The organism is Romboutsia lituseburensis (genome assembly GCF_024723825.1).
GTDB classification, from domain to species: domain Bacteria; phylum Bacillota; class Clostridia; order Peptostreptococcales; family Peptostreptococcaceae; genus Romboutsia_F; species Romboutsia_F lituseburensis_A.
This window is the reverse complement of record NZ_JANQBQ010000001.1, coordinates 1,147,507-1,167,192: the sequence shown is the minus strand read 5'-3', so window position 1 is coordinate 1,167,192 and position 19,686 is coordinate 1,147,507. Positions and strand designations below refer to the sequence as shown.

The 19,686-nt window shown below is 26.3% G+C and carries 15 protein-coding genes; 14 read left to right on the top strand and 1 reads right to left on the bottom strand.

The annotated features are described in order from the left end of the window. The first annotated feature begins 72 nt into the window (after positions 1 to 72). The gene (locus NWE74_RS05680) at positions 73 to 2,214 is read left to right on the top strand and encodes an adenosylcobalamin-dependent ribonucleoside-diphosphate reductase (RefSeq protein WP_258242264.1); all 2,142 of its coding nucleotides are present in this window, start codon (positions 73 to 75) and stop codon (positions 2,212 to 2,214) included. 272 nt (positions 2,215 to 2,486) lie between these two features. Here NWE74_RS05680 and NWE74_RS05675 read toward each other — a convergent pair whose 3' ends face one another. Then, a complete protein-coding gene (locus NWE74_RS05675; RefSeq protein WP_258242263.1) occupies positions 2,487 to 3,071 on the bottom strand; it encodes a DUF3793 family protein in 585 nt (194 codons plus the stop codon). Between the two features lie 186 nt (positions 3,072 to 3,257). On the opposite strand from NWE74_RS05675, the gene NWE74_RS05670 reads away from it, so the two are divergent. From NWE74_RS05670 to pseC, 13 genes are all read left to right on the top strand, one after another. Continuing rightward, positions 3,258 to 3,878 carry a hypothetical protein gene (locus tag NWE74_RS05670; RefSeq protein ID WP_258242262.1) on the top strand — a complete coding sequence of 207 codons (621 nt, stop codon included), beginning with the start codon at positions 3,258 to 3,260 and terminating at the stop codon, positions 3,876 to 3,878. A gap of 253 nt (positions 3,879 to 4,131) precedes the next feature. Beyond that, entirely contained in the window at positions 4,132 to 6,891 is a 2,760-nt protein-coding gene (locus NWE74_RS05665; RefSeq protein ID WP_258242261.1) for an ATP-binding protein, read from the top strand. Between the two features lie 448 nt (positions 6,892 to 7,339). Further along, the gene (locus tag NWE74_RS05660; protein ID WP_258242260.1) at positions 7,340 to 8,731 is read left to right on the top strand and encodes an oxaloacetate decarboxylase subunit alpha; all 1,392 of its coding nucleotides are present in this window, start codon (positions 7,340 to 7,342) and stop codon (positions 8,729 to 8,731) included. 15 nt (positions 8,732 to 8,746) lie between these two features. Next, positions 8,747 to 9,034 (top strand): OadG family protein, encoded by a 288-nt coding sequence (locus NWE74_RS05655; RefSeq protein WP_258242259.1) that lies wholly within the window; start codon positions 8,747 to 8,749, stop codon positions 9,032 to 9,034. Between the two features lie 279 nt (positions 9,035 to 9,313). After that, positions 9,314 to 9,673: a biotin/lipoyl-containing protein gene (locus NWE74_RS05650; protein WP_258242258.1), complete on the top strand. Its 360-nt coding sequence runs from the start codon at positions 9,314 to 9,316 to the stop codon at positions 9,671 to 9,673. Positions 9,674 to 9,695: 22 nt separating this feature from the next. After that, entirely contained in the window at positions 9,696 to 10,826 is a 1,131-nt protein-coding gene (locus tag NWE74_RS05645) for a sodium ion-translocating decarboxylase subunit beta (RefSeq protein ID WP_258242257.1), read from the top strand. 272 nt (positions 10,827 to 11,098) lie between these two features. Further along, the gene (locus NWE74_RS05640) at positions 11,099 to 12,130 is read left to right on the top strand and encodes a threonine aldolase family protein (RefSeq protein WP_258242256.1); all 1,032 of its coding nucleotides are present in this window, start codon (positions 11,099 to 11,101) and stop codon (positions 12,128 to 12,130) included. A gap of 1,022 nt (positions 12,131 to 13,152) precedes the next feature. Continuing rightward, positions 13,153 to 14,679, top strand: coding sequence for an alkaline phosphatase (locus NWE74_RS05635; protein WP_258242255.1), 1,527 nt, complete (start codon positions 13,153 to 13,155; stop codon positions 14,677 to 14,679). An 18-nt stretch (positions 14,680 to 14,697) separates the two neighbouring features. Then, complete coding sequence (locus NWE74_RS05630; RefSeq protein ID WP_258242254.1) at positions 14,698 to 15,873, top strand: YibE/F family protein; 1,176 nt, start codon at positions 14,698 to 14,700, stop codon at positions 15,871 to 15,873. Between the two features lie 183 nt (positions 15,874 to 16,056). Then, complete coding sequence (locus NWE74_RS05625) at positions 16,057 to 16,692, top strand: DNA-3-methyladenine glycosylase (protein ID WP_330666306.1); 636 nt, start codon at positions 16,057 to 16,059, stop codon at positions 16,690 to 16,692. A 102-nt stretch (positions 16,693 to 16,794) separates the two neighbouring features. After that, a complete protein-coding gene (gene lepB, locus NWE74_RS05620; RefSeq protein ID WP_258242253.1) occupies positions 16,795 to 17,331 on the top strand; it encodes a signal peptidase I in 537 nt (178 codons plus the stop codon). A gap of 127 nt (positions 17,332 to 17,458) precedes the next feature. Continuing rightward, complete coding sequence (pseB, locus tag NWE74_RS05615; RefSeq protein ID WP_258242252.1) at positions 17,459 to 18,463, top strand: UDP-N-acetylglucosamine 4,6-dehydratase (inverting); 1,005 nt, start codon at positions 17,459 to 17,461, stop codon at positions 18,461 to 18,463. A 26-nt stretch (positions 18,464 to 18,489) separates the two neighbouring features. After that, the gene (gene pseC / locus NWE74_RS05610; protein ID WP_258242251.1) at positions 18,490 to 19,686 is read left to right on the top strand and encodes a UDP-4-amino-4,6-dideoxy-N-acetyl-beta-L-altrosamine transaminase; all 1,197 of its coding nucleotides are present in this window, start codon (positions 18,490 to 18,492) and stop codon (positions 19,684 to 19,686) included.

The window sequence follows — 19,686 nt, the reverse complement described above, 5'->3', positions numbered from 1 at the left end:
TTGTGTTAAAAAAATAAAAATGGGTATAAAAAAATAGTATTACAAGATAAAGAATGGGAGCGTACAACTTTTATGAAAATAATAAAAAGGGATGGAAGCAAAGAGAATTTTGATAAAAATAAAATAATAAATGCTATATATAAGTCAACAATAAATAGCAAATATGGAATAGATGAAAAATTAGCAAAAAATATAGCTATTAAAATTGAAGATAGAGTACTGTCTTCAAATGAAAATATAAGTGTAGAAGAAATTCAAGATAATGTAGAATTACTACTTATGGAATCAAATAGAAAAGATGTTGCTAAAAAATATATATTATATAGAGAAAAAAGATCAGATATAAGAAAGTCCAAATGGCAAATGGACCAGTTACAAAAATCAATTTGGAACAATAAGTACCAATATAACCATGAAAACTTTAATGAATGGTTAGTAAGAGTTTCAGGAGCAAATAAAAAAATAGAAAAGTTAATAAGAGAAAGAAAATTTTTATTCGCAGGTAGAATATTAGCAAATAGAGGATTATCTAAAGATGGAATAAAAGTAACTTATTCAAACTGTTATGTTTTACAACCACCTAATGATAATATAGAATCAATATTTGATACAGCTAAGTATCTTGCGAGAACTTTCAGCTATGGTGGTGGAGTTGGAATTGATATATCTAACTTAAGACCTAGAGGTTCTAAGGTACACAACTCGGCTAAAACTACAACTGGAGCTGTTTCATTTATGGATCTTTATTCAATGACTACAGGTCTTATTGGACAAAGAGGAAGACGTGGGGCTTTAATGATATCTATGGATGTAAACCATCCAGATATAGAAGACTTTATAGATATAAAGACAGACTTAGATAAGGTTACGAAAGCTAATATTTCAGTAAGAATTAATGATAGATTTATGAATGCTGTTGAAAATAAAGAAACATATGAATGTAAATTTGAAATACAAGAAACAAAAGAAGTAATAACTAAAAAAGTTGATGCTTATAAGTTATTTATGAAGCTTATAAAGAATAATTGGGATTTTGCGGAGCCTGGTATATTGTTTTGGGACAATATAGAAAAAAATCATTTATTAAGTGAAGATAAAAACTTTAAATATGCAGGTGTAAATCCATGTGCAGAAGAACCACTTCCAGCAGGTGGGAGTTGCTTACTTGGTTCTATAAATTTAGCTGAATTTATAGTAGAGCCATTTACAGAAAATGCTATTTTTGATATTAAAAAATTTAGAGCGTGTGTATCTGATTGTGTAATAGGTTTAAATGAAGTATTAGAAGAAGGGTTACCATTACATCCATTAGGCATTCAAAAAGAAACAGTATCTAAGTATAGACAAATTGGACTAGGTGTTATGGGAATAGCTGATATGCTTATAAAATTAAATATAAGATATGGAAGTGAAAAATCTATAAAACTTTGTGAAAAACTATCAAAAATAATGTTAAACGAAGCAGTTAAACAATCTGCATTATTAGCTAAAGACTATGGAGTATATGAAATGTATAATGAAGAGGCTATAATGAAGTCAAGATTCTTTAAAGAAAATATTGACAAGGATACAGCTGATTTAGTAAAAACATATGGCATTAGAAACTCACAATTACTAACCATACCACCAACAGGTTCTATATCAACGATGTTAGGTATAAGTGGGGGAATAGAGCCGATGTTCAACTTATCATATATAAGGAAGACAGAAAGTTTGCACAATGAAGATGTATATTATAAAGTTTATACACCTATTGTAAAGGAGTATATGGATATAAATAGTATAGATAATGAGGAAGATTTATCTGACATTTTCGTAACAGCAATGAACCTAAAAGCAGAAGACAGAATCAAAATGCAAAAAGCATGGCAAAAACATATAGATGCTTCCATTTCATCTACAATAAATATACCATATGAATCAACAGTAGAAGATGTATATGATATATATATGGATGCATGGAAAAATAATTTGAAAGGAATAACTATATATAGAGATGGATGCCAAAGAGGCGGAGTACTTTTGAATGAAAAGCCTAAAAATACTAAAAAAGAAAATATGTATGAAGAAAAAAATATAGAAAATGAATTAGCTATAACTACTGAAGAAAATGAAGTTGAAAGTTTTGTATGTCCTGAATGTGGAAATGAATCGATAATTCCAACCGGCGGATGTGGGATATGCTTACAATGTGGATATAGTAAATGTAATTAAAAAAAATTAACATAAAACAAGCAAAATTAAAAAAAATTAACATAAAAAAGGATTTTATAGTGGAAATGTAGAAATATGTATTGATTTGTTATTAGGTTCAAAAGTGGGGGGATGCTTTATGTCAGAAATAATAAAAGACATATGTGAAAATTTTATGGCAGGACAAATCATTCGCTATAATAGATAATTCCATAAAATCTAAAAAAGATATTTACAGGAAGTAAAATAACTGTAAATATCTTTTTTATTTATTTTAATGGTTAATAGGCTTATTAAAAATTAGAAAGTATAAATTTTGCACTATAGCTATTTAGTAAATTCCTAATATTTTTTCGATGACTTAAAAATTTAGAATATAAGTCTTCTGAGGGCTTTGGATCTCCATAAACTCTCCAATATTTAGTTGATTGGAATTCATAATTACCGTATCCCATAAATCCAACTACATCTTTTAGTGGGTATCCTAAAAAAATACCTATCTCATCAGGAAACTCATCTGAATATAATTTTTCTATTAAATGATTTAAACAGCTATCTAAATCATTTGGACTTGGATAATCTAGGTATTTTAAAAAATTTTGAATTTTAACATTCTCTAGTTGGCTGCTCAAAGATGTTTTATTAATAAATAAAATTTTCAATCCTTTTTTTTCTTTATCAATTATTATAAAATCAATCTTTGAACAAAGTTTAAAGTGTTTTTTTATTTCAGATAATTTATATTCTTTATCGTTATCAAATACAGGTATAGATAATATTTCACAAGGCTTAGATCCCATAAGAACAGGACCTAATAGTTCTAGTAACCAATTTATATATGATGAATTTAATTTATTTTCGCATGCATAGCATTTCATAATGACAACTCCTTATTGAAAATGATTATTAATATTAATGTGATTATAATACAAATGACAATCAATATCAATAAGGGGATTAAAAAATGTAATAAAATTTTAAAATATACAAATAATAATATAGTAATTTACTTAATTTTATTTTATGTATACACATAAAATACATACAAAAATAGGAGGATGGCTATGAATTTAAAAAAAATCACAACGACAGGACTATCATTAGCATTAATACTTGGTATGACTGGGTGTACTAGCAAAACTAAAACTGTTGAAGAAAAAAAAGTAGAAACACCTACTACAGAAGAAACTAAAGTTGTAGATAAAGAATATCTAAATAAATATTCTAAAGTTTACGGAGATTACGAAACTGGACTTAAAGACTATCAAATGTATCTAACTCCAGAAAAAGTGACAGAATATTATACTACTAATGAATATCCAGGAAATGAAAAATATTTAGAAAATGTAAAAATGGCTTATAAAACAAGTAAAGAAAAAACACAAGCATTTGTAAATTCATTAAAAAATGATATAAAAACAGATGATACTAATATTAAAAAAATGAATGAGAGCTTAATAGCAGAAGGTGAAAAAACTATAGCTAATATAGATGCCAAATTAAAAAAACTAGATGAAATTCCAAAAGATGCAGTGTCAAAAACACAAGAAGAATATATAAAATTAGTTGATGAAAGTGTTAAAATTAAAGATGAAAGTAAAAGTGAATTTACAAAAATGATTGATGAAATGAATAAAAAATTAGGTATAAATGTAAATAACAATACAAATGAAAAAACGAAATAAAATATAAGTAGATGTTTAGTAAAATTATTTAATTTAAATATGTGTATACAACTAAAATTAACTATATCAAAACTTATAAATATTATTATGTTAAGCTTAAGAAATATACATTTAGTATATTTTTTAAGCTTTTTTAATAATTAAAATTAAATTATATATGTAAATTATTTATTTTTAACACTAGAAAATGACAAATTTTTTGAAAATAATTTGATATTATATGTATAACTAAATCAAAAAAGTGGGGAGGATTATGGAGACAAAAGTAATTAGCCAGGAAGATAAATTACTAAAGATTAAAATGTTTATTAAAGAATATAAGGTAATACTTTTTCTAAATTTAGTTTTTATAATAATTGCTATTTTAAATAAGTATTATTATTGTAAAGCAATCAACTTATTAAGAACTACATTACTTTGGATATTTTTATATACAGTATCATATGATGAGGAAGGGGTAGAGCAAAATACTTTACTTAAAATTTTAAAAATAAGTAGTTTAGCTATTATAGTTTTATCAGGTGTTGGATCTATATATGATATAGATTATAAATTTATTCCATTCAATATAACATTAACTATAATGAACTTATCTAACTTAATCTATATAATTAATAAAAATAGTAAAGTAATTGAAACTACAGTAGTTATATATGCAAGTATCATAGTTTTTACATTGATATTATATAGTTTTATAGACATGGTGTATGTTAATAAAATCATTGTGTCTATAAATATATGTATAAATATTTTGACTTTATTTATATATAGAAGTAAGCAAATCAAATATAAAGATATGATAAAAAATTTATCTTATATTAATTTTATTTTAAATATTATTGTGCTGATTTTTATATTTATAAATAAAATTGAAATTAAAGAAAATTTAGGATATTTAGTTATGATAATATTATTTAACCACACATATTATGGATATAATTATATAATTAAAAATATAATAAAAAATCCATATTTTGAGCTAGAATTAAAAAATAAAAAACTAAATGCTAGTTCAGAAAGATTAAAAAAACTAAATACAATTATTAGTAAAGATGTAACAATTCAAAATAAGATTAAAGAATTCATACTTGAAAGACAAGCATTATTAGAACAAGCACTAGATACTATTCCAAGTGCATGGATGATTACTGACTATAAATTCAATATAATTTATAGAAATAACAAATGCAAAAGATTATTTAAAAATGATGTAAATAACTTTTTAAATATTGAATGTATACTAGAGAATGATAGTATAACTAAAGGTCTACAAAATATTGAAGTAAATAAAAATATATTAGAGACTATAGTATATGTAGAAAACAAACAATATGTATTAAATATAACAAATAATGATATTGATTTTACTTATTTAATAAGTTTTATAGATATTACTAGCGAATTAGATATGGAAAAAGAATTAAGAGATAAAAGAGAAGAATATGAAAGTATAGTGGAGGGGATTCCTTGCCCTATAATGATAAGGAATGTAAAAGCAAATGTAAAAGAAGCCAATTTGCAGAGCATAAATAAAGCTTTTGAAGAATTTTTTGGATATAATTCAAGTGATATAAATGGAATAGAATTAGTTAAATATTATGATATGTTTGACATAAATATCTACGATAATAAAAATTATAGAAAAGTAAATTTATCTCACGAAGAACAAATTAATTTTATACATGAGAATAGTAATTCTAGTTTTATTATGAACTGTACTATGAAAGATAAATACCAAAATGAACATAACTTAGAAGTGCATATAAATAATTATAACGAAGGATTAGAAGAATTAAAATTATTAACTTTTATAGATAAAAGTAAGGAGATTAATATATATCAACAAATAAATAAACAAAATCAGCTATATCATAAAATATTGAATAATATACCCGATGGTATAATTGTAGAGGCATTAGGCAGTGGAGAAATAATTTATGCAAATCAGAAATTTAAAGAAATTTTTGGTATAGAAAATGATAGTGATGGAATCTGGGTTCAAAAATACAGAGATAGATTAGAAACAAAACATTTATATAACTTACAAGCTGGAAACAAGAATAAAACAATTTATATTGTCAATGAAAATAAAAATATAAAAGAAGTAAAATTCTATTCAAAAATTTGGATTTTAGATAATCTAAAACATAGGCTTAGAATAGTTAAAGATTTAGATGAAAAAAGAGAAGCAGAACGAATGAAGGAGATATTGACAAAACAAAGAGAATACGACAAAATGAAAATGGAATTTTATGCAAATATATCTCATGAATTAAAGACGCCATTAAATAATATATATAGCTCAACTCAGTTAGTAGAAACATTACATAGTTGTAATAAAATAAAAGATCAAAAGGGAGAGATTAATTCACATGTAAAAATAGTAAAACAAAATATGTTTAGATTAATGAGATTGATTGATAATATAATTAATATATCTCAAGTTAAATCAGAAATATATAAAATAAATAAAGTTAATTTTGATATTGTATATTTAATAGAAGAGATAGTTTTATCAATTAACCCATATGCAAGATCAAGAGGAATAAATTTGATTTTTGATACAAATGAAGAATGTTTATTAGTTGGATTGGATCCTGAAGCTATAGAAAGAATTGTTCTTAATGTTTTATCAAATGCAATAAAATTTACTCCGAGTGGAGGAGAAATATTTGTAAGTATTTATAAGCTAGAAGATAAAGTACAAATAACTATAAAAGATAGTGGCGTAGGTATAGAAGAAGATAAGCTAATTGATATCTTTGAAAAGTTTAAACAAATAGAAAATGGTAATATAAATAATGAATTTGGCAGTGGAATAGGACTGTATTTATCTAAATCTTTAGTTGAAATTCAAGATGGAAGTATAGATTTAAAGAGTAAAGTAAATAAAGGAACTAAAGTTACAGTAGAATTTCCTATAAAAGAAGTTATAGAGGATGATGAGGAGATTATTGAATATGGAGGTAACATTGAAAAATTTAAAATAGAGTTTTTTGATATTTATAAGTAAATATTTAAATTGAAACAGTAAAGCTTTTAATGATTTTATAACAAAATTATTAAAAGCTTTTTTAATTTTAATATAATAAATTAGGTTTTTGTAAAATTCAACAAAAAATAATAAAAAATAAAATTAATATATATATGATGCACTCAAGTAGTTTCAATGTGTCTGTAGATAAACAAAGAAAAATCAACAACAAAAAATGATAAAATAAAAAATTTGATATAGTTTGTAGAAGGATATTTTGAAAGGATATAGAATAAATTAATTAAATGAAATTAATTAAAATGGATTAATTATTTAGGTGAATTTAGCATAAATATTAAATAAGTAACTTAAAATATTAATAATAACATTGAAAAATAGAGACCTAATGCTAAAGTGTAAAAAATTATATGGATAAGTCAATATTAATATATTGTCGAAATAAATAAAAAAGGGGTGTGGTATTTGAATGAGTAAATTAAAAATAACAGAAACTGCATTAAGAGATGGTCACCAATCTTTAATTGCAACAAGGTTAAAAACGGATGAAATAATACCTATACTTGAGACTATGGATGATGTAGGATATCATGCATTAGAAGTTTGGGGTGGAGCAACATTTGATGCATGCATACGTTTTCTTAATGAGGATCCTTGGGAAAGATTGAGACTTATAAGAAAACATATAAAAAAAACAAAATTACAAATGCTTTTAAGAGGTCAAAATTTACTTGGTTATAGAAACTATGCCGATGATACAGTAGATAAATTTGTAGAGCTATCAATAAAAAATGGTATAGACATTATAAGAGTATTTGATGCATTAAATGATGTAAGGAACTTAGAGGCTTCAATGAATGCCATTAAAAAATATAATGGTCATTGTCAATGTGCAATATCTTATACTACAAGTGAAGTCCATACTACAAAATATTATTTAGATTTAATTAAAACAATGGAGAATATGGGTGCTGATTCTATATGTATAAAAGATATGGCAGGAGTTTTAACTCCATATAATGCATATGAATTAGTGAAAAAAATTAAAGAAATGACTACCTTACCGATAGAGTTACATACTCATTGTACTAGTGGTATAGCAGATATGATATATATGAAAGCTGTAGAAGCTGGAGTAGATATAATTGACACTGCAATATCACCATTTAGTGGGGGAACTTCACAGCCTCCTACAGAATCATTAGCTGTTACATTTTCTGAAATGGATAGAAATCCAGGTCTTGATATGGAAAAGCTTTTGAAAGTAGCAGAGCACTTTAAGCCTATAAGAGATAAGTATATGAGTGAGGGAATATTAAACCCTAAAGTTTTGTTAACAGATCCTCAAACTTTAAAATATCAAGTTCCAGGGGGAATGCTTTCTAACTTACTATCTCAGCTAAAGCAACAAAATGCAGTTGATAAATATGAAGAAGTTTTAAAAGAAGTTCCAAGAGTCAGAGCTGATTTAGGATATCCGCCATTGGTTACTCCGATGAGCCAAATGGTTGGAACACAATCATTATTTAATGTATTAAGTGGTGAAAGATATAAATTAATACCTAAGGAAATAAAAGACTATGTAAGAGGGAATTATGGTAAATCACCAGCTCCAATTAGTGAAGAGATAAGAAAGAAAATTATAGGAGATGAAGAAGTAATAACTGTTAGACCAGCAGACTTGATAAAACCTGAATTTGAAACAATAAAAGAAGAAGCTAGTGAATTAGCTAAATGTGATGAAGAGGTACTAATGTATGCTTTATTCCCACAAGTAGCACCTAAGTTTTTAGAAGAAAAATATGCTATAAAAAGGGAAGAAAAAGAAGATGAAGTTATGCATATAACCGTAACTATGTAGAAAGTAGGTGATAATATGGATGGAAAAATAAGTATAATGCAAGGTCTTTATGTTACAGTAATTAGTATGGGAATGGTTTTCATAATTTTATTTTTAATATCATTTATACTTGGTTCTTTTAAAAATTTATTTAAAGATAAGGGTAAATATGTAAACAAAGAAGATCACCATAAAGAACTTGCTTTGACAGATGAAGAAGATGAAGACGAAAAGGTGGTAGTAGCGTTAGCAGCATCAATAATGGCAGGGCAAGGAAAAATTAATCCAAATCTTAATATAAAAAGCATTACAAGGATTAAATAAATTTGTGAAATTTAAGAAATTATAATTATTATATGAAAATAATTAGGTACTGTGATAAAAAAAATTTAATTTATATTCATAAATTTTAATGTTAAGTAGTATAAAGATAGTGGGTAAAATTTAATATATACTTAACCAAGTAAAAATATGATATGTCCACTAAATATATATTACTAATTAAAAAATATAGGATAGGTTTGTAATTATATAAAAAAAATAAAATTTAAATAAAGTTTATAATTTAGATAAAATAATATAAATGTAAAGGAGATTTAAAAGATGAATGCTAAAAAATATCATATAACATTAAATGGGAAAGTATATGAAGTAGAGATAGAAGAAGTTATAGAAGGCGTAAATGACAAAAACATAGAACAAAAATCACAACCACAAAAAACAGTAGCTAAACCTAATGTTAATTCAACTGGAGAGAGTATAACAGCTCCTATGCCAGGAACAATAGTAAATGTATTAGTGAAACCTGGTCAATCTGTAAAAAAAGGCCAAGTAGTAGCAGTTCTTGAAGCGATGAAAATGGAAAATGAAATAGTTGCTCCAGTAGATGGAAAAGTAGAAGCTGTAAATGTGGATAAAGGACAAAATGTAAGTCTAGGAGATAATTTGCTAGAAATAGCTTAATTAATTTTTGGGGGAGTTTAAAATGGGTGATATAATAACTAAGTTTATTACTGAATCTGGCTTTGCAATGATAACTTATAAAGAACTTATAATGATAGGTATTGCGTGTATATTTTTATATTTAGCTATTAAAAAGGGATATGAGCCATATTTATTAATACCTATATCAGTAGGTATGTTGCTTGCAAATATGCCAGGAGCAGATTTGATGAAATCTGCAACACAAGATAGTACAGGTGGACTATTCTATTATTTATACCAAGGTGTTAAATTAGGTGTATTCCCACCACTAATATTTTTATGTATAGGGGCTAGCACGGACTTTGGGCCGCTTATAGCCAATCCTAAGACTTTATTACTTGGAGCTGCAGCACAATTTGGTATATTCTTTGCATTCTTAGGAGCTATATTCTTAGGATTTACAGGACCTGAAGCTGCATCTATAGGTATAATTGGAGGCGCAGATGGACCAACAGCAATACAATTAACATCTAAGTTAGCACCACATCTTTTAGGACCGATAGCATTAGCTGCTTATTCGTATATGGCATTAGTTCCGGTTATACAGCCACCAATAATAAGAGCATTGACAACAGAAAAAGAACGTAATATAAAAATGGAGCAGCTAAGACCTGTTTCAAAAAAAGAAAAAATAATATTTCCAATAGTAGTTATGGTATTAGTTATAGGTTTACTTCCAACAGCAGCACCACTTATAGGAATGCTTATGTTCGGGAATTTATTAAAAGAGTCAGAAAGGGTACCGAAACTAGTTGAAACTGCACAAAATTCATTAATGTATATAATTACAATAATGTTAGGACTTACAGTTGGGGCAACAGCTAATGCGGATACATTCTTATCAACAAAAACATTAGGAATAACTGCAATGGGTCTTTTAGCATTTGCAGTAGGAACAGCATCAGGAGTACTATTTGGTAAAATAATGTGTAAGGTTACAAAAGGAAAAGTAAATCCTATGATAGGTGCAGCAGGGGTATCAGCAGTTCCTATGGCTGCTAGAGTTGTACAAAAAGTAGGGCAAGAAGAAAATCCTTCAAACTTCTTACTAATGCATGCTATGGGACCTAATGTAGCTGGTGTTATAGGATCGGCAGTAGTAGCTGGGATACTTCTTAAATTCTTTGCATAAATTAAATACATAAAAAATAGAGCTATTTTATAAAATAGCTCTATTTTTTATAAAAAACAAATAAAAACTTTAAAATTAATAATATAAACAAAATAATAAAGGAAAACGTAATTGTATATATTAATTTATGAAAATTAATTGTATAATATATTTAAATTGAAATGGTAATATGAGTTTACATAATTTAAATTAACTAGTTAAAACAATGAAGATTTAAAATTAATTTAGATGCATTTATATTTAAATAAAATATATCTAAAGGGGGAGACAAAATGTATAGTTTTAAAAATGATTATAGCGAAGGTGCACATCCTAGAATATTAGAAAAAATAGTAACCACTAATTTAGAACAGTGTGAAGGTTATGGAGAAGATATATATTGTATAGAAGCTAGAAATTTAATAAAGAAAAAATTAGAAAATGATAATGTAGATATACATTTCATATCAGGGGGAACTCATACAAATTTAATAGCCATAGCATCTTTTCTAAGACCTCATGAGGCTTGTGTAGCAGCAAATACAGGCCATATATTTGCAAATGAAACAGGTGCTATAGAATGTACAGGGCATAAGGTAATAGCTATGAACTCTAATGATGGAAAACTTAAAAAGCATCATGTATTAGAAGCTATTAAAGCTCATGCTAATGAACATGTAGTAAAACCAAAGCTTGTTTACATATCAAATTCTACAGAAATAGGTACTATATACACTAAAAAAGAATTAAAAGAATTAAGAGAGGTTTGTGATGAAAATAATTTATTATTATTTATGGATGGTGCAAGATTGGGATCAGCTCTTTGTTCAGAAGGAAATGATTTAAGCTTAAACCACATATCAAATCTTGTAGATGCTTTTTATATTGGGGGAACAAAAAATGGAGCATTGATAGGTGAAGCATTAGTAATTTGTAAAGATTCTTTGAAAGAAGATTTTAGATATCACTTAAAACAAAGAGGAGCAATGCTTGCAAAAGGAAGACTTTTAGGAATACAATTTGTTGAGTTATTTAAAGATGATTTATTTTTAGAGATAGGACAATATGCAAATGGTATGGCAAATATATTAAGAAATGGTATAAGTGAGCTAGGATACAGTTATTTAGTAAATTCACCTTCTAATCAAATTTTTCCAATATTCCCAAACAAGATTATAGATAAATTGAAAGAAAACTATTCATTTACAATATGGAAAAATATAGATGATGAAAATACTTGTATAAGATTGGTTGCTTCATGGGCAACAAAAAAAGATAGGGCAATAAAATTTGTAGAAGATTTAAGATGTATATCTAAAAATTAAAATAGGAATTATTAAAAATAATATTTTTTGAAAGTCATATTTTATTATAATAAAATATGACTTTTTTTATAAAAGGTTAAAGTTGATTATATGAATTATGATATTCATAGATATAAAAAATTATAGGTACTAAGGAGAATAAATGTAAAAAAACTAAATAATAAAATAATTATTGCTGGGTTATTATTTTTACTTATACCAGTAGGCTTATTAGGCTTTATAATATATAAATCACAAGATAAAGAAAATCTTACTAAAAATATAGAAAATATAGATGATCGATTAAAAAATGAAAAACATATAAATATAGCTTTATTTGGTCTTGATAAAAGAAATGAAGATGAAAAATCAAGATCAGATTCTATAATGATAGCTAGTACAGACTTAGAGAAAAAACTATTAACTTAGTTTCACTATTAAGAGACACATTAGTCGAAATAGAAGGGTATGGAAAAGATAAATTAAATCATGCTATTTTAGTAACTGCTACGTAAATATATATGGTTTGAGTAGGCTAAGTTGCGTAAATCTCAGAACTTGCAACATTTTTTATATAATTTCTAAATGGTATCCAATAGTTTGGGGTATTTTTATCACTTGTCAATTCATCATGAACTATTATATCTTTCCTATAGTGTAAACTTTTATATTGGAATTCGATAGATTCGAAGATTTAGGCAACGATATATTTTGAATAGCTTCAATACAAGGCAATATTTGGACACATTCGATGGCAATTATTTAATAGCCATTTTTTTAAACCTCAAGCAAATAAGTACTATATGCTCTATGAAAATTAGGTACCTGAGAGCATATAAAATTAAAAATAAACTGTGAACATTTACAATTGTTAGAAAAATATAGTCTAATTGATTTTATATAAAAAGAGTATTAGACTTTACTAAGTAGGTAAAAACTATTATATAGTTAATGTAATTTAACTAAGGATAACATTTTAATAAAATAAATTTACAATAACAAATATAAGTAATAATATACATATAAAAAGAGAGGGAGTAAAAATGAAAAAAACAAAAAACATTATAGTATTAGGATTAGCATCATTACTTATAATGAGTTCATTAGTAGGATGTTCAACAACTAAAGAGATTTCAGAACAAAACAACGAATCACAAATAAAGGTAGGACAAGTAATTACTAAAAAGCCAAAGTATGTGTTTTTATTTATAGGGGATGGAATGTCGCACACACAAGTGAATGCAGCCCAAGTATATAATGGAACTATAAAGAATAAAGATAAGGTTAAATTAGAAAAATTAGGATTTACGCAATTTCCTGTTATAGGAAATGCAACAACTCAAAATGCAACATCATTTATAACAGACTCAGCAGCGGCAGCAACGTCTATAGCAGGTGGTGTTAAAACTCAAAGTGGGGTTATAGGATTAGCATCAGATAAAAAAACTAAAACAGAAACTATTGCAGAAAAATTAAAAAAAGAAGGTTATAAAGTAGGTGTTGTAAGTAGCGTAGCATTAAATCATGCGACACCAGCGGCTTTTTATGCTCACACAAAGTCGAGAGGAAATTATTATGATATAGCACAGCAAATGGCTAATAGTAACTTTGATTATTTCGCAGGGGGAGCATTATTAAATTCTAAAGGATTAGATAAAAAGCAAAAAGATACATTTGATATATTAAAAGAAAAAGGATATAAAATTACAAATGATAAAGATGAAATAATGTCTTTAAATAGTGAATCAGGCAAGGTATATGCTATAAATCCACAGATACAAGACTCTTTTGCTATGGAATATAGCATAGATTCAGATAAAGATTCAATTATGTTAAATAATTTTGTTAAAAAAGGTATAGACGTACTTGATAATGAAAAAGGATTTTTTATGATGGTAGAATCAGGAAAAATTGACTGGGCAGGACATGCAAATGATGCTATGACAAACATAAGTGATGTGTCAGAATTAGATAAAGCTGTTAGTGAAGCTGTAAAATTTGCAAATAAGCACTCTGATGAAACTTTAATATTAGTTACAGGCGATCATGAAACAGGTGGAATGTCTATAGGACAAGCAACAACTGGATATGATACTGCATTTGATATACTAGAAAATCAAAAAATATCTTATGTAGAATTTAATGAATTGTTAAATAAGTATAAAGAGAAAACTAAAGAAAAAGATGCTAAATTAGAAGATTTATTACCTATAATAAAAGAAAATTTTGGTCTTATTACTAAAGATGATAAAGATGTAGCAAAGAAAGATAATAAAAATTTAGTTGTTTCTGATCATGAATATAAAAAGTTACAAGATGCTTTTAAAGAAACGATGAAAGAAAAAGACAAAAGAAAAGAAGATGAAGTGATATACGGTAATTACGAACCATTATCAGTAACACTGACTCATATAATGAATAATAAAGCAGGTATAGGATGGACATCATATTCTCATACAGGTGTTCCTGTACCAGTATACGCTATGGGAGCATCTAGTGAAGTATTTAATGGATCGTATGATAATACAGATATATTTAAAAAATTAGTTGAAGTATGTGGTTTAAAATAAAATATTTAGGAGGAAAAGTTGAGTAAAAAAATACATTTAAAAAGTAAAAAATCATTAATAAAAAATAAAGATTTTATATTCTCTATTATTTGTATAATTGGGATAATAGTATTATTATTAATTCCAACTGGTTTTGAAAAACAACTATATATAAACTCTCAAAGTGTAAAAGCTAAAGTTATTAGTGTGGATAACTCTAATATTTATAAAGTTGGTTTGATAAAACAAGGTGAGCAAATATGTAAAATAAAAATACTTAATGGAGAATTAAAGAATAAAGAAATTGAAGGAATAAATTTATTAAGTGGAAAGTTAGAAGAGGACAAGATATTTAAAGTAGGAGAGAAAGCTTTTGTACTTATAGAACAAAGCAAAGAAGGTGAAATTTTATTTGCAAATATGATAGATCATTATAGGATAGATTCGGAAATCTTTCTAGTAGCATTGTTTGTTGTTTCATTATTAATATTTTCTGGTATAACAGGTATTAGAACAATAATATCATTTGCATTTACATTAACTTGCATATTAAAATTATTTATACCAATGCTATTGAAAGGGTATCAGCCTATATTTCTAGCTTTATTTATAGGAGGAATTATTTCTATAATTACATTAATATTAGTTGCTGGATTTACTAAAAAAGCTTATTGTGCAATATTTTCTAGTATGTTAACATCTCTCTTAACGTGTATATTAGCGATAGTATTTGGAAAAATGTTTAATATACATGGATCAGTTATGCAGTGGTCAGAATCACTTTTGTATGCAGGATACCAAAATATTAATTTAACGCTTATATATCAAGCTGGAATTTATTTGTCTTGCTCTGGTGCAATTTTAGATTTAGCTATAGATATATCAGCTGCAATTGAAGAATTAGTAGATAAAAAACCAGATATATCTAAAAAAGAAATATTACTTTCAGGAATTAATATTGGTAAATCTATAGTGGGTTCTCAAACAACAACATTGCTACTAGCATATATGGGAAGTTTTATAGCGGTTATGATGGTTTATATGGCTCAAGGTACACCTTTACTCAGTATACTAAATACAAAATTTATATCTTCAGAAATTTTGCATACTTTTGTAGGATGTATAGGTCTTGTTATAGTTTCACCACTTACTTCAATTATATGTAGTTATGTTTATACAAAGCATAAAGATATAAATTTTAAAACAATAGAGTAGATAGATTGATAAAAGGCTACCTCAAAATTATAAATTGATTATGGAGGTAGTCTTTTGCTTAATTTTATACTATATAAAGTTAAAAAAGATGTTATTTAAAATAAGAATTATATAAAACTACATTAAATGGTATACTTAAATACAAATACTAAAATAATTTTTCGTATAAAGAGAGGTATAAAATTGAACAGAGGATTTTTTAATCAAGACGGGATAAATGTAGCAAAACAAATACTTGGTAAATACTTAATAAGAAAGTACGAAGGTAAAACAATAGTAACAAAAATAGTAGAAACTGAAAGTTATATGGGGATTACAGACAAAGGAGCACATGTATATGGTGATAAAAAAACTGAAAGAACAAAGCCATTATATTTGGAAGGCGGACACATATATGTTTATTTAATATATGGAATGTATTATTGCTTAAACGTATCTGCTAATAATGAAGATATACCTGAATGTGTTTTAATAAGGGCAGTAGAGCCTATAACTAATTTAGATGATATAGCATTCAATAGATTCAAAAAGGAATATGAACAACTATCAAATTATCAAAAAAAGAATATAACAAATGGTCCAGGAAAACTTTGCATGGCTTTAAATATAAATAAAACATTAAATAGCAAAAGTATTTTAGGTGATGAATTGTATATAAGTGATTTTTATTATGAAGGAAATAAAAAAATACATAGTGATAGTAACTTCGAAATAGAAAAAGGAAAAAGGATAAACATAGACTATGCAGAAGAAGCAAAAGATTATTTATGGAGATTTTTTATAAAAAATAATAAACATGTATCGGTAAATAAAAAATAAATAAGTTAAGTGTATATGAAGAAAAACTCAAATTATAAATAATTTTAAATAGTATCTTTTTATGATAAAATAGTATAGAAAATACAAGTTAAGGAGTATGTTATGAGTAGTAAATTAAAAAAAGAGATTTTTGAGTGGGTAAAAACTATAGCTGTAGCATTAGTATTAGCAGCAATAATAACTTCAGTAGTAGCACCTACTATAGTAAGCGGAGAGTCTATGTATCCTACTTTAAAGGATAAAGATTATTTATTTGTAAATAAACTATCATATAAGACAAAGGATCCAAAAAGAGGAGATATAATCGTATTTAAAACAGACTTAGTTGATTATGAAAGTGGAAAGAAAAAGGACTTAGTAAAAAGAGTTATAGCATTACCAGGAGAACACTTAGTTATAAAAAACAACCAAGTTATAATAGATGGAAAAGTATTGAAAGAAGACTATATACATGATGCATACACAGACGGATATATAGATATAATAGTCCCAGAAAATCATATATTTGCTATGGGAGATAATAGACCTAACAGTGGAGATAGTAGACAGGCAAATTTAGGTCCTATAAATGAAGATGAAATCATAGGAAAAGTTATGATAAGATTATATCCATTTAATACGATAGGAACAGTTAAATAAAAAAAAAGTCACCAAAATAATTTGGTGACTTTTTTTTTATTGTGCACCAATTATCACATTAAAAGTATATATTGTAATATAAAGTATTAATTCAATACCCTTATCTAATTATGAAGGAGACATATATATGTTAAATGACAAATCAATACTAATTACAGGTGGAACAGGTTCATTTGGAAAAGATTTTACTAAAAATATTCTAAATGATTATAATATAAAACGAATAGTTATATTTTCAAGAGATGAGTTTAAACAAGATTTATTTAAAAAAGAATTGTCATTGATGTTTCCTGATAAAATTCATAAAGTAAGGTTTTTTATAGGAGATGTCAGAGATAAGGATAGATTGTATAGAGCTTTTACAGGAATAGACTATGTAATTCATGCTGCGGCTATGAAGCAGGTACCTGCATGTGAGTATAATCCATTTGAAGCTATAAAAACAAACATTCACGGAGCACAGAATATAATTGATGCAGCTATAGATAAAAATGTAAAAAAAGTAATAGCCCTTTCAACAGATAAAGCAGTTAACCCTATAAATTTATATGGTGGAACTAAATTAGTTTCTGATAAATTATTTATATCTGCAAATGCATATTCAGGAGGAACTGGAACAAGATTTTCTGTTGTTAGATATGGAAATGTAGCAGGTAGTAGAGGATCAGTAATTCCATTTTTTAAAAGCTTAATAGAACAAGGCTATAGAGAACTTCCAATTACAGATTTAAATATGACTAGATTTTGGATAAGTTTGGAAGAAGGGATTGAATTAGTGTTGAAAGCTTTAAAAGAATCAAAAGGGGGAGAAACCTATATATCAAAAATACCTTCTTTTAAAATTACTGATTTAGGAAAGGCAATGCTTTCAACATGTACACTAAAAGAAGTTGGAATAAGAGAAGGTGAGAAGTTACATGAAGTAATGATAACAAAAGATGACTCAAGAACTACTTATGAATATGAAAATCACTATATTATTTATCCAAACTTAGAATGGTGGAATAAGTCACAATTTTTTTTAGAAGGAGGAAAGCTTATAGAAAATGGATTTGAATATAGCTCAAACAGTAATAATCAATGGTTATATGAAAATGATTTAAGAGAAAAAATTAAAAATATAGGATTATAAGAAATTAAAAAATAAGGAGTTTTTATATGGAAGAAAAATTAGCTATATATGGAGGTAATCCAACTAGAAAAAATTATTTATCTTATGGAAAGCAAAAAATTGATGAAGACGATATGAAAGAAGTTATAAAAGTATTAAAATCTGACTATTTAACTACAGGACCAAAGGTATGTGAATTTGAGGAAAAGATATCAGAATATGTAAATTCAAAATATGCAGTAGCGTTTTCTAGTGGAACAGCAGCTCTTCATGCAGCATGTTATGCAGCTGGTATAAAAGAAGGTGATGAAGTAATAACATCTCCAATAACATTTGCAGCATCAGCAAATTGTATATTATATTGTAATGCAATACCAGTTTTTGCAGATATAAACTCTGAGACTTATAACATAGATCCTGAGGATATAGAAAAAAAAATAACATGTAATACTAAAGCAATAATACCTGTGGATTTTACAGGACAAAGTGTAGAGTTAGATGCTATAAAAGAAATTGCAAGGAAAAATAAACTTATAGTAATTGAAGATGCAGCACATGCTATAGGGACAAAATACAAGGGTAAATGCATAGGTAGTATATCAGATATGACAGTATTTAGTTTTCATCCTGTAAAGACTATAACAACTGGTGAAGGAGGAATGGTAACTACTAATAATGAAGAATTTTACAAAAAGTTAATTCTATTTAGAACTCATGGAATAACAAAGGATAAAGACTTGTTAATTAGTAAGGAAGAGGGCCCATGGTATTACGAGCAAATAGACTTAGGATATAACTATAGAATAACAGACATACAATGCGGCTTAGGAATCAGCCAGCTAAATAAAGTTAATGAATTTATAAAAAAGAGAAAAGAGATTGTAAAAATTTATAATGAAGAACTTTTAAAAATAGATGGGATAATTATTCAAAAAGAAGAAAAATTCTCAGATACGAGTAGACATTTATATATAATAAAACTTGAGTTAGAAAAATTTAAAGTTGGAAGAAAAGAAATATTTGAAGCATTACTTGCTGAAAATATAGGAGTTAATGTACATTATTTACCTGTGTACCTTCACCCTTATTATAAAAACTTAGGATACAATAAAGGTTTATGCCCTAGAGCTGAGGATTTATACAAAGCTATAATCACATTGCCGCTTCATATAAATATGACGAAAGAAGATGTTAAAGATGTTATAAGAGCCTTAAATAAAGTATTAGGATATTATAAAATATAA

Bases quoted from the DNA above. Each gene is read 5' to 3' on its own strand.
- NWE74_RS05675 (WP_258242263.1), bottom strand. From the start codon at position 3,071: ATGAAATGCTATGCATGCGAAAATAAATTAAATTCATCATATATAAAT.
- pseC (WP_258242251.1), top strand. From the start codon at position 18,490: ATGGAAGAAAAATTAGCTATATATGGAGGTAATCCAACTAGAAAAAAT.
- lepB (WP_258242253.1), top strand. From the start codon at position 16,795: ATGAGTAGTAAATTAAAAAAAGAGATTTTTGAGTGGGTAAAAACTATA.
- NWE74_RS05670 (WP_258242262.1), top strand. From the start codon at position 3,258: ATGAATTTAAAAAAAATCACAACGACAGGACTATCATTAGCATTAATA.
- NWE74_RS05640 (WP_258242256.1), top strand. From the start codon at position 11,099: ATGTATAGTTTTAAAAATGATTATAGCGAAGGTGCACATCCTAGAATA.
- NWE74_RS05650 (WP_258242258.1), top strand. From the start codon at position 9,314: ATGAATGCTAAAAAATATCATATAACATTAAATGGGAAAGTATATGAA.
- NWE74_RS05680 (WP_258242264.1), top strand. From the start codon at position 73: ATGAAAATAATAAAAAGGGATGGAAGCAAAGAGAATTTTGATAAAAAT.
- NWE74_RS05655 (WP_258242259.1), top strand. From the start codon at position 8,747: ATGGATGGAAAAATAAGTATAATGCAAGGTCTTTATGTTACAGTAATT.
- NWE74_RS05660 (WP_258242260.1), top strand. From the start codon at position 7,340: ATGAGTAAATTAAAAATAACAGAAACTGCATTAAGAGATGGTCACCAA.
- NWE74_RS05665 (WP_258242261.1), top strand. From the start codon at position 4,132: ATGGAGACAAAAGTAATTAGCCAGGAAGATAAATTACTAAAGATTAAA.
- NWE74_RS05645 (WP_258242257.1), top strand. From the start codon at position 9,696: ATGGGTGATATAATAACTAAGTTTATTACTGAATCTGGCTTTGCAATG.
- NWE74_RS05635 (WP_258242255.1), top strand. From the start codon at position 13,153: ATGAAAAAAACAAAAAACATTATAGTATTAGGATTAGCATCATTACTT.
- pseB (WP_258242252.1), top strand. From the start codon at position 17,459: ATGTTAAATGACAAATCAATACTAATTACAGGTGGAACAGGTTCATTT.